Origin of the sequence: Synechococcus sp. BA-120 BA3, from assembly GCF_034931285.1 — a bacterium.
Lineage (GTDB): Bacteria > Cyanobacteriota > Cyanobacteriia > PCC-6307 > Cyanobiaceae > Cyanobium.
This window is the reverse complement of record NZ_JAYGHZ010000043.1, coordinates 1-10387: the sequence shown is the minus strand read 5'-3', so window position 1 is coordinate 10387 and position 10387 is coordinate 1. Positions and strand designations below refer to the sequence as shown.

At 68.8% G+C, this 10387-nt stretch carries 11 protein-coding genes and 1 pseudogene; 9 read left to right on the top strand and 3 right to left on the bottom strand.

Annotation, left to right across the window (positions count from 1 at the left end; genetic code table 11):
* A pseudogene (locus VB737_RS03515) lies at positions 1 to 495 on the top strand (hypothetical protein); the annotation flags it as partial.
* A gap of 66 nt (positions 496 to 561) precedes the next feature.
* On the top strand, positions 562 to 993 hold the full coding sequence (locus VB737_RS03510) for an RNA recognition motif domain-containing protein (RefSeq protein ID WP_500311180.1): 432 nt from the start codon (positions 562 to 564) through the stop codon (positions 991 to 993).
* Positions 994 to 1037: 44 nt separating this feature from the next.
* Here the strand turns inward: VB737_RS03510 and VB737_RS03505 are convergent, their stop codons facing one another.
* Together VB737_RS03505 and VB737_RS03500 are read right to left on the bottom strand one after the other, a co-directional pair.
* Positions 1038 to 1217, bottom strand: coding sequence for a hypothetical protein (locus VB737_RS03505; RefSeq protein WP_500311178.1), 180 nt, complete (start codon positions 1215 to 1217; stop codon positions 1038 to 1040).
* Between the two features lie 39 nt (positions 1218 to 1256).
* Positions 1257 to 1775 carry a Crp/Fnr family transcriptional regulator gene (locus VB737_RS03500; RefSeq protein ID WP_500311176.1) on the bottom strand — a complete coding sequence of 173 codons (519 nt, stop codon included), beginning with the start codon at positions 1773 to 1775 and terminating at the stop codon, positions 1257 to 1259.
* A 145-nt stretch (positions 1776 to 1920) separates the two neighbouring features.
* Between VB737_RS03500 and VB737_RS03495 the strand changes: the two genes are divergently transcribed.
* Together VB737_RS03495 and VB737_RS03490 are read left to right on the top strand one after the other, a co-directional pair.
* Entirely contained in the window at positions 1921 to 2928 is a 1008-nt protein-coding gene (locus tag VB737_RS03495; protein ID WP_500311174.1) for an aromatic ring-hydroxylating dioxygenase subunit alpha, read from the top strand.
* 1 nt (position 2929) lies between these two features.
* The gene (locus VB737_RS03490) at positions 2930 to 3946 is read left to right on the top strand and encodes a Rieske 2Fe-2S domain-containing protein (RefSeq protein ID WP_500311172.1); all 1017 of its coding nucleotides are present in this window, start codon (positions 2930 to 2932) and stop codon (positions 3944 to 3946) included.
* A gap of 35 nt (positions 3947 to 3981) precedes the next feature.
* On the opposite strand, the gene VB737_RS03485 is transcribed toward VB737_RS03490, so the two are convergent.
* Entirely contained in the window at positions 3982 to 5190 is a 1209-nt protein-coding gene (locus VB737_RS03485; RefSeq protein WP_500311170.1) for an MFS transporter, read from the bottom strand.
* 161 nt (positions 5191 to 5351) lie between these two features.
* Between VB737_RS03485 and VB737_RS03480 the strand changes: the two genes are divergently transcribed.
* Genes VB737_RS03480 through VB737_RS03460 form a run of 5 tightly spaced genes read left to right on the top strand, consistent with a single transcriptional unit; the run spans position 5352 to position 10351 of the window.
* Entirely contained in the window at positions 5352 to 6395 is a 1044-nt protein-coding gene (locus VB737_RS03480) for an aromatic ring-hydroxylating dioxygenase subunit alpha (protein ID WP_500311168.1), read from the top strand.
* Positions 6392 to 7489, top strand: coding sequence for an HlyD family efflux transporter periplasmic adaptor subunit (locus tag VB737_RS03475; protein WP_500311166.1), 1098 nt, complete (start codon positions 6392 to 6394; stop codon positions 7487 to 7489). The genes VB737_RS03480 and VB737_RS03475 overlap by 4 nt, the downstream gene beginning before the upstream one ends.
* Positions 7486 to 8673, top strand: coding sequence for an ABC transporter permease DevC (gene devC / locus VB737_RS03470; RefSeq protein ID WP_500311164.1), 1188 nt, complete (start codon positions 7486 to 7488; stop codon positions 8671 to 8673). The genes VB737_RS03475 and devC overlap by 4 nt, the downstream gene beginning before the upstream one ends.
* Before the next feature lie 5 nt (positions 8674 to 8678).
* Positions 8679 to 9362 carry an ABC transporter ATP-binding protein gene (locus VB737_RS03465; protein WP_500311162.1) on the top strand — a complete coding sequence of 228 codons (684 nt, stop codon included), beginning with the start codon at positions 8679 to 8681 and terminating at the stop codon, positions 9360 to 9362.
* Between the two features lie 20 nt (positions 9363 to 9382).
* Positions 9383 to 10351, top strand: a complete 969-nt coding sequence (locus VB737_RS03460; protein WP_500311161.1) for an alpha/beta fold hydrolase — start codon at positions 9383 to 9385, stop codon at positions 10349 to 10351.
* Positions 10352 to 10387: the final 36 nt, after the last annotated feature.

Genomic DNA, 10387 nt, shown 5'->3' with positions numbered 1-10387 from the left:
ACCCTGGAGCGCCTGCGCGCCAGCCGGCGCCTGCAGCAACGCTGCCAGCGGCTGCGGCACTGGCACGAGCGGATCCAGCGCAGCGCGGCGCCCGAGGGCCGCCCGTCCCTGGAGGCCCTGGACGAGGCGGATCAGCTGCAGATGCACCGCCAGCTGGAGGAGGATCTGCCCGCCCTGCTGATGCCGCTGGATCCGGCGCCGGCACGGGCGGCCGTGGCGCGGTGGCGGAACCCGGAGGATCGCCTGTTCCATCCCCGCCCGCCCCTGGACGGCCGCCGGCTGCAGCAGCTCCTGGGCATCCCGCCAGGGCCCCGTCTGGGCCAGTTGATCGACCACCTCACGGCCGAACGGGCCTTCGGTCGACTCGGCGGAACCGCAGCGACGGACACAGCGGAGTTGACGGCTGAGAGTGAACTCGATGAGGTCCTTGACGCGGCCCGGCTCTGGCTCGACCGCCCTGGCCCCGGCGTGGAACCGGACCCACGGCGTGATTAACTGCTGGATGCAATGGCGCGATCGCACCGCCTGCCAGAGTTTTTTTCCTTTCCTGAGCCCCTCCCCATGAGCGTTCGTCTCTATGTCGGCAACCTGCCGCAAACCTTTGATGCCAAAGAGCTGGATGCTCTCTTCTCGAGCGTGGGAGAAGGGGTTCGCTTCAAGGCGGTGAACGACCGCGAGACCGGCACCTGCCGCGGCTTCGGCTTTGCCAATGTTGACGACCTGGCCCAGGCCGAGGCGGTGATCGCCCAGCTCAACGGCAAGGACTTCGGTGGCAGCACCCTGCGTATCGAGATCTCCGAGCAGCGTCGTGAGGTGCGTGGCGCCGGCGGCAACGACCGCCGCCCCGGTGGCAGTGCCCCCACGGCTGCCCGCAAAAGCGTCAACAAGGTGGTGCATGCCGACGCCGTCGGCGAAGGCGCCCCAGATCCCCGCTGGGCCGGCGAACTGGCCAAGCTGAAGAGCCTGCTGGCCAACCAGAAGGCCGCGGTCTGAGCTGACGCCGTCGCCCCTGGCCCGCTGTCCCTCCGGGAGCGGGCCTAGGGGAGGACCGCCATCAGGCCGATCACGCCCACGAAGACCGCCAGGAAGACGAAGCCCATGCGCGTCATCTTGCGCTCATGGCTGTCGATGCCGGCCTCCACGTCGGCGCTGATCAGCTCCCGGAATTCGGAGAGGGCGTGGTCCTTGTCTTCGGGGGGGACCGGCTGGATGCTCATGGAACAGGGCCGCTGAAGGGGGACAGGGGGAGGGCAGGTTCAGCCCCGGTGAAAGTACCAGTAGGAACCGATCGCCAGCAGCACCATCAACACGATCGGCACAGCGATGGCCGCCATGCCGCTGTGGCTGCGCACCACCCGGCCCTCATGGGCGACGACCGCCTCGCGGATGCTCACCTGCATCTCCTCGCGCAGCCGGGCCAGGTCGGACTCCAGGGTCTCGTTGGTGTAGAGATCCCGCAAGTGGTCGAAGACGCTGCGTCCGAGCACCAGGCTGCGCTCAGGATGCTCGAACAGCAGGTCCATCAGTTCGTCGCGGCTGAAGACGAGCAGCTCGGTGGGCTGGGACGCCCTGGCGGTGTGGGTGCGGGCCCGGCCGTCGATCAGCTCCACCTCACCGAACACGTGGCCGGGGCCATGGCGGCCGTCGATGCCTTCGCCTGTTTCGGGATAGAGGGTGACCAGTTCAATCGCCCCGGTGCGGACGAGATACACCTCCTGACCACTGTCTCCACTTCGGTAGGCGAACTCACCGGGATCCAGGTGAAGCTTGCGCAATGGTCGCCGCTCAACAGGAACCCATTGTAATTCGTTCAGCAATTCCTTCAGCCGGTTCATCTTGGATCCAGGCCCCATCGGTGCTAAACAGGGGCGGTCGGCCCGTGGAACCCGTGTCGCACCCGGCTCAAGAGCGACCCAAGGAATGACCCAGGGACTTGAGAACTTCTGGTATGCGGTGGAGCATGCCCACGGGCTCGGCGACCAACCCGTTTCCGTCACCCTGCTGGGGCGCCGCTACCTGCTCTTCCGCGATGCGGCCGGCCAGGCCCATGCCCTGGCCGACTACTGCGCCCACCGCGGCGCCAGCCTGGCCCGGGGATGGGTGGAGGGCTCCTGCGTGCGCTGCCCATACCACGGCTGGAGCTACGACACCGAGGGCCACTGCGTCCGGATTCCGGCCGATCCCCCGGGAACGCCGATCCCCGCCCTGGCCCGGATGGCCACCTTCCCCGTCCGGGAGCAGTCCGGCTTCCTCTGGATCTTTCCCGGCGAGGCCGGGCGGGCCTCCGAGGTTCCCATTCCTCCCTTCCCGGAACTGGGTCAGCCGGGCTGGCGGGCGGTGAGCGGGTCCTACACCTGGAACGCCCACTTCAGCCGCGTGGTGGAGTCGGCTCTGGACACCTCCCACGCCCCCTTCGTGCACCGGCCCTTCTTCGGCAACCGGGAGGACGCGAGCGTGGAGAGCCTGGAGATCGTGAGCGAACCGGGCCTGGTGTCCACCCATCACAAGCTGAAGCCACCGGCCCGGGTGGGCCTGCTGAAGTACATCGTCAAGCGGGAAAGAAGCCACTCCAGCTCCACCCTCACCGGCTACCTTCCCAACGTCAACAGGATCGCCCTGGACTTCAACTGGAAGGGGTATCAGTACATCTATTTCGCCAGCAACATCCCCGTCGACGACCACACCACCCTCACCAAGTGGATCGGCGTGCGCAATTTTCTCCCCTACGGCTGGGCCGACGGCAACTCGATCCGCAACACGGTCGAGACCTACGAGGAGGACCGGGCGGTGGTGGAAACCCAGCCCCCGGGGCCGTCCTGGAGCACGCAGGGCGATGAGCTGCTGCTGGCCTCCGACCAGCTGATCCTGGCCTACCGCCGCGCCCTGGCCCGGGCCTGCCCGGCGACGGCCCCCGTCCCCACGCCCTGAGATGCCGACCCCGTCGCCCTGGCCCAGCGACTGCTGGTACGCGGTCGGTCTCTCCAGCCAGGTGGGGAACCAGCCCCTGTCCCATCGCTTCCAGGGCCGGGAGGTGGTGCTGATGCGCGATGGCGGCGGCCAAGTGCTGGCCTTCGATGGCCGCTGCGCCCACCGGGGCTGCTCCCTCGCGGCGGGCTGGGCACGGGAGGACCGCCTGGTCTGCCCCTACCACGGCTGGCAGTACGACGCCCAGGGCACCTGCGTGCACATCCCGGCCCTGCGGGCCGAGGAGTCGATCCCGCGCCAGGCGCGGCTGCGCACCTTCCCCACCCGGGAACGACATGGATTCGTCTGGCTGTGGCTGGCCGGCCGCCAGGCCAGCCCCGTTGGCGATGTGCTCGACATCCCGGAACTGGAGGGGCTGACCCTGCGGGCCGGCGGTGACATGGCCTACACCTACGCCACCCATTTCACCCGCACGATCGAGAATGGCATCGACCCCACCCACGCCGCCTTCGTGCATGGCAAGAGCATCGGACGGGTGGACCCGACCACCGACTTCAGCCTCGAACACTATCCGGTGCAGGTGGAGCCCGACAGCCTCTACGGGCGGATGCCGATCAAGGTCAAGAAGCTCAATGGCCTCACCCGCCTGCTGCTGAAGGGGGACAGCGCCAATGCCTACAAGGAGTACCGCTTCCTCTACCCCAACGTGGTGGTCTCGATCATCCATTTCGGTGCGTTGACACTGGCGGCGCTGCAGGCCCACGTGCCCGACAACGACGGCGAAACCACCGTCCGGGTCACCAACGGCCGCAACTTTCTCACCGCCACGCCGGTGCTGAACCGGCTGTTCGATCGCATCACCCTGGACACGGGCCTGCAGATCTCCAAGGAGGATGCGGCCGTGATCAGCGAGCAGGAGCCCAAGCGGGTGACCTTCCGCGGCTCCCACGAGGTGCTGATCGAATCCGACCTGATCCTGGTGGAGTACCGCAGGATGATGCGCGAGCACGCCCGCGTCTGAAAGGCCCGCTTCAGCGCCGAACGCCATGCGCCAGCTCAGCCGGGGATGTCGACGGGAACAGGAACCGGTTCCCTGACGCCGCGCAGCAGGGGAGCCCCCAGCAGGCAGACCACCGCCTGGAGCAGGAAGCAGAGGGTGGGTGAGAGGTCGTAGAGCACCCCCGCCAGCATCGGACCCAGGGCACTGGCCAGGCCGGTGATGGCCAGCAGGCTGCCCAGCATCACCCCCTGCCGGTTTTCCGGCACCAGCCGCGAGACCAGGCTGCGGGCCGTGGGGATCACGCAGGCCGCCCCCACCGACAGCATCACAGCGGCCGTGACGATCACGACGGCGGCGGCGGCGCCGAACACCCGGGCCAGGGGGATCAGGGCGATGCCGGCGGCGACCGCCACCAGGCCGTAGATGTTCAGGCGGGCCTCCCCGTGGCGCCGCACCAGCGGGCCGGTGAGGGCCACCTGCACGTAGGTGACGGTGAGGCCGACGATCACGAAGATGCCGCTCGACTGGGACGCCGACCAGGAGAACTGATCCTTGAGATAGAGCACCAGCAGGGTGGTGAAGCCGCTGAAGGCGAAGTTGAAGCAGCAGAAGGCCAGGGCCACGCGGTTCGCCTTCGGCAGCGCCAGCAGGGCCATGACCGGGGCCATTCCGTTGATCTGGGACCACTGGAAGCGGGGCCTGGCCTGGAGCGGCAGGGTCTCCTTGAGGTACAGAAACGCCATCAGGAAGTTGTAAGCCGCCAGGCCGGCGGCCACGAACACCGGAATGCGCATGCCGAATCCCACCAGCGCCCCCCCCAGGGCCGGACCGGCGATGGCCCCGAGGCCGAAGGCGGCGCCGCTGATGCCGAAGTTGCGGGCCCGGTTCGCCGGGGTGGAGATGTCGGAGATGTAGGCCTGGGCCGTGCCGACCGTGGCCGTGGAGACGCCGTTGATCGCCCTGGAGAGAAAGATCAGCCCCAGGGTTCCGGCCAGGCCGAACATGAACAGGGACAGACCGTTGATGGCCACGCACAGAAGAATCACCGGCCTGCGGCCGCAGGCATCACTGAGGGAGCCGATGATCGGTGAGGCCAGCACGGAAAAGAGGGTGGCCGTGGAGGCCAGCAACCCCAGGGTGAGTCCGTCGGGAGAAAACTTCTCGAGGATGAAAGGGAGCAGGGGGTAGACGATGTTTTCGCCCAGCTTGTCCAGCAACAGGGTGAGAAACACGATCGCCAGAGGACTGCGCAGCTTGCGAATCACTTGCGGATCATTCGGACGGCAGTGTGGGGCGACCCAACCTTGGCGGCGGCGCCAATCTAGGGGGTGTCGCTCTCTCGATCGGGACGTTTCGCTTAAGATCCGCGCAGCATCGACAGAGCATGTCATTGGCTGGGACCACTGCAGAGACATCCCCTCCCCAGGTGTCTCAACTGGCCCGGAACTGCTGGTACGCCATCGCCTCCTCGTTCGCCTTCCGCAAGGGTCCGGTGGCCGTGCCCTTCGCGGGCCACGATTTCGTGCTCTTCCCGGACGCCGAAGGTCGGCCCCGGCTGTTCAGCGACCGCTGTCCCCACCGGGGTGCCTCCCTGGCCCTGGGGCGGCTGGAGGAGGGAGGCTGCCTGCGCTGCCCCTTCCACGGCTGGAAGTTCGCCGCCGATGGCACCTGTCTGGAGGCCCCCGCCGAGCCCGCCGGCGCCAGCCCGCCGGCGCGCAGCGCCCTGGTGGATGAGCGGCCGGCGGTCGAGTCGAAGGGATTCATCTGGATGTGGTGGGGCGACGGCCCGCCCGACCCGACCCTGCTGCCCGATCTTCCCGTCTTCCCGGACGACGCCTGGGGCCATGTGGAGAGCAGCTTCGACTGGGAGACCCACTTCAGCCGGGTGATCGAGTCCAACCTCGACAATTCCCATGCCTACTGGGTGCACAAGAGCACCTTCGCCAGCCAGGATTCACCCCTGTCGATCCCCGTCGATCTCCGCAGGGAGGATCGCATGATCGCCGCCACGGTGAGCTTCGAACTGCCGGTGAAGGGGCTCCTGAAGCTGCTGCGCACCCTGAGCGGCCAGAGCGGCCCCCTGCGTGCCACCACCACCTTCAGCTTCTATTACCCCAACCTCAACATCGTCGACACCAGCATCGGTGACCAGCTGCGCTTCGTCTTCTTCAACGCCAGCCTGCCCCAGAGCGATACCCACACCCTGGCCCGCTGGGTGAAGTATTCCAAACGCAAGCGCTTGCGGCTGCCCGGCAGCGAAGCCCAGTCGATCGCCATCTCCCGCACCATCTTCCAGGAGGACCATGGGGTGGTGCGCAGCCAGCGGCCGAACCCCGTCCCCCTGGATCTCACCCAGGAGCGCCACGTGGCCTCCGACATCCTCTCGATCGAGTACCGCCGCATGCACCGCCGCTGGCTGAGCGCGGACCCCGCGGCTACCATGGCGCGCCCGGAGCCCCTCGGTTCGTGACGGAAACGCCGCACGTCGGCAGGCTTCAGGGCCTGCAGCGCTTCTGGCAAGAGCGGGCCTGGGGCAGCGGCCGCCAGAAGGTCGTCACCGTGTCGCTGCTGGCCGTGCTGGGGCTGGCGGGCTGGCAGCTGAGCCATCGCCCCGCCCCGCCACCGCCGCCCCTGGCCCCCCGGGCCGTGACAGCCCTCGGACGTCTCACCCCCCAGGGGGGCGTGGTGTCCCTCTCCACCGCTTCGGGCAACAGCGGCGGCTCGGAAGTCGTCGACAAGTGGCTGGTGTCCGAGGGGGCGACCATCCGCCGCGGCCAGCTGCTGGGCTTCCTCAGCAGCTGGGCCAGCCTCCGCAAGGGGGTCGTCCAGGCCGAAAGCCAGCTGGCCCTCAGCGAGGCCAAGCTGGCCCAGGTCGATGCGGGGGCCCGCCAGGGAGCCCGGGCCAAGGCCGAGGCGGATCTCAAGGCCGAGCAGGTGGTGATCCCCTACCTCAAGATCAGCCAGCAGAAGAGCGTCGAACTGTTCAAGGCCGGGGCGATCTCCGAGGAGGAACTCGGCAAGGCCGATGCGGCCCTGGCCCAGGGCCAGGCCAACATCCAGGCCCTCAAGGGCACCCTCTACGACAACCTCACGGTGCGCCCGGTCGACCGGGAGGTGGCCCTCGCCGACGTGGCGGTGGCCAAGGCCAATCTCGCCCAGGCCCGCAGCCAGCTGCGCAACGCCGAGATCCGCTCCCCCCTCGACGGCAAGCTGCTGCGGATCTACAGCTGGCCTGGCATGAAGGAAACCGATCAGGGGCTCGCCCAGATCGGCCAGGTCGGGGCCATGCAGGTGTGGGCCCAGGTGTTCCAGAGCGACATTCCCCAGGTGCGCCCCGACCAGCCGGTGGAGATCTGGCCGGAGAGCGGCGGCTTCAGCGGCAAGCTGGACGGCCGTGTCGTGGAGATCACCGGGGAGGTCTCCGACCGGGACCTGTTCAGCGTCAATTCCAACAACAACGTCAACGCCCGGGTGGTGCTGGTGAAGATCGCGCTGACCCCCGCCGACTCCGCCCGCCTCGCCAGGCTCAGCGGGCTGAACGTGAACGTCCGCTTCCTGCCGTGATCGGCCGCTCCCTGAAGCGCAGCCTGGGCGATCTGCCGGTGGCCTGGCTGCAGCTGAAACGCCAGCCGATCCGCTACCTGGTGGCCGTCACCGGCATCGGCTTCGCCGCCCTGCTGATGTTCATGCAGCTGGGCTTCCAGTCCGGCCTGCTCACCAGCGCCACCACCTTCTACCAGGCCCTGATCACGGATCTGGTGGTGATCAGCCCCGGCACCCGCGACAGCGGCGCCTTCCAGCAGTTCCCCCAGTCCCAGCTGTATCAGTCGCTGGGCGTGCCGGGGGTGGCCGATGTCATCCCGGTCTATGTGGCCAATGTGAACGCCCAGCAGATGGGCGGGATCAAGCCCACCAGCCTGCGCCTGATCGGTTTCGATCCCGACCAGCAGATTCTCGATCTGGCGCCGGTGCGCGAGCAGATCGACCGCATCCGCACCCCCGGGTACGTGCTGTTCGATGCGGCCGGCAACAGCAACACCGGCCCGGTCGCGGCGGCGGTGAAGGCCCAGGGGAGCCAGACGATGATCCTCTCGGACTACTCCAAGACCTTCCGGGTGGTGGGCCTGTTCCGCCTGGGCTCCACCTTCGCCGCCGACAGCAACCTGATCAGCAGCGACACCACGGCCCTGCAGCTGGCCTACAAGCAGATCAACGAGGGCGAGATCTCCATGGGCCTGATCCGGGTCAAGGATCCCGCCGCCATCGCCCCCGTCCAGCGTCACCTGCGGGCCCTCTACGGCAGCCAGCTCCAGGTGTTCACCAAGCCCGAGCTGATCGCCAGTGAGCAGAACTACTGGAACACCAGTTCCTCCTTCGGCATCATCTTCGGCTTCGGCACGATCATGGGCCTGCTGGTGGGGGGGGTCATCGTCTATCAGGTGCTGTACACCGATGTCAGCGACCACCTGCACGAATACGCCACCCTCAAGGCCCTGGGCTTCCGCAACCGTTTCCTGCTGCTCCTGGTGCTGCAGGAGGCCTCGATCCTTGCCATCTCCTCGTTTGTTCCCGCCCTGGTGGCGAGCGCCGCCCTCTATGCCTTCCTCACCGCCGTCTCCGGCATCCAGATCGTGATGACCACCGACAAGACCGTGCTGGTGTTCAGCCTCACGATCGGGGTCTGCGCCGTGGCGGCCGCCATCGCGCTCAACAAGCTGCGGGATGCGGATCCCGCCAGCGTCTTCTGATCACGATGCTGCCTGTCGTCGCCGAGAACCTGCGCCACGCCTACGGGGAAGGTCCGCTGCGCAGCGAGATCCTGCACGGGATCAGCTTCACGGTGAACCCAGGCGAGATCACCCTGCTGGTGGGGCCCTCCGGCAGCGGCAAGAGCACCCTGCTCACCCTGGTCGGGGCCCTGCGATCGGTCCAGGAGGGCTCCCTGCAGGTGCTGGGCAGCGAGGTGCGGCGCTCCAGTGAACGGATGCGGGTGGAGATCCGCCGCCGCATCGGCTTCATCTTCCAGAGCCACAACCTGGTGGCCTCCCTCACCAGCCTGCAGAACGTGGCGCTTGTGCTCCAGCTGAGCGAGCCGGACCCCGAGCGGCGCCGACACCGGGCCACCGCCCTGCTCGAGGCGGTGGGTCTGGGGCACCGCCTGCACCACTTCCCCTCCGAGCTCTCCGGCGGCCAGCGCCAGCGGGTGGCGATCGCCCGGGCCCTGGCTCCGGAGCCCGATCTGGTGCTGGCGGACGAACCCACCGCCTCCCTCGACAGCACCTCCGGCCAGGAGGTGGTGGCCCTGCTGGGCGACCTGTGCCGCAAACGGGGCAGCTCCGTGCTGCTGGTGACCCACGACCTGCGCCTGCTCGATGATGCCGATCGGATCTGGGCCATCGAAGATGGCAGGGTCGAGCCCTGGAAGGGGTCCCATTGAGTCCGCCGTCCTCAGGCCCCATGACCGTGACACCCCTGGCCGACGGCGGCGCGGTTTTTCCAACAGACTGGCTGGGCACCTGGTCGTGGCAGGGGCAGACGATCAGCTACGTGCGCCACACGCCCGCGGCACCGGAGGCGGAGGGCGGCGGGGCGCTGCCCGTGCTGCTGATCCACGGCTTCGGCGCCTGCAAGGAGCACTGGCGCCACAACCTGCCGGCGCTGGCCGGCCGTCGCCCGGTGTTCGCCATCGACCTGGTGGGCTTCGGGGCCAGCAGCAAGCCCCCCTCCCGGCTCGAGGATGAGCCGGAGGACGGGCAGGCGCTGCGCTACGGCATCGACCTGTGGGCCGAGCAGGTGGCCGGCTTCGTGCGGGAGGTGATCGGCAGGCCGGTCCAGCTGGTCGGCAATTCGATCGGGGGCGTCGTGGCCCTGGCCGCGGCCGCCAGGCTCGGTGACGACGCCCGCCAGGTGATCCTGATCGACTGCGCCCAGCGCAGCCTCGACGACCGCCGGCTGGCTGAACAGCCGCCCCTGCGCCGGATCGGCCGGCCCCTGCTGAAGCGCCTGGTGCGCCAGCGCTGGCTCACGGGCCGCCTGTTCCGCTGGGTCGCCAACCCGGGCGTGATCCGCCGGGTGCTGGGCGCCGCCTACCCCTCCGGCGACGGCATCGATGACCAGCTGGTGCAGTTGCTGCTCACCCCGGCCCGCAGCCCCGGCGCCGAGGAGAGCTTCCGGGGCTTCATCAACCTCTTCCGCGACCGCCTTGCCCCGGACATGCTGGCGGAACTGCCCGGCCCGGTCCGGCTGCTCTGGGGGGAGGCGGATCCGTGGGAGCCGGTCGCCGAGGCCCGTCGCTGGGCCAGGGCCTTCGCCGCCGTCCGGGAGCTGCGCGTCCTCCCCGGCCTCGGCCACTGCCCCCACGACGAAGATCCCTCCCGGGTGAACCCGGTGCTGGAGGAGTGGCTGGCGCTGGCGGATCAGCCCTGAGGCGGGGCCGCCGTCCTGGCGGATCCGAGCCGGGTG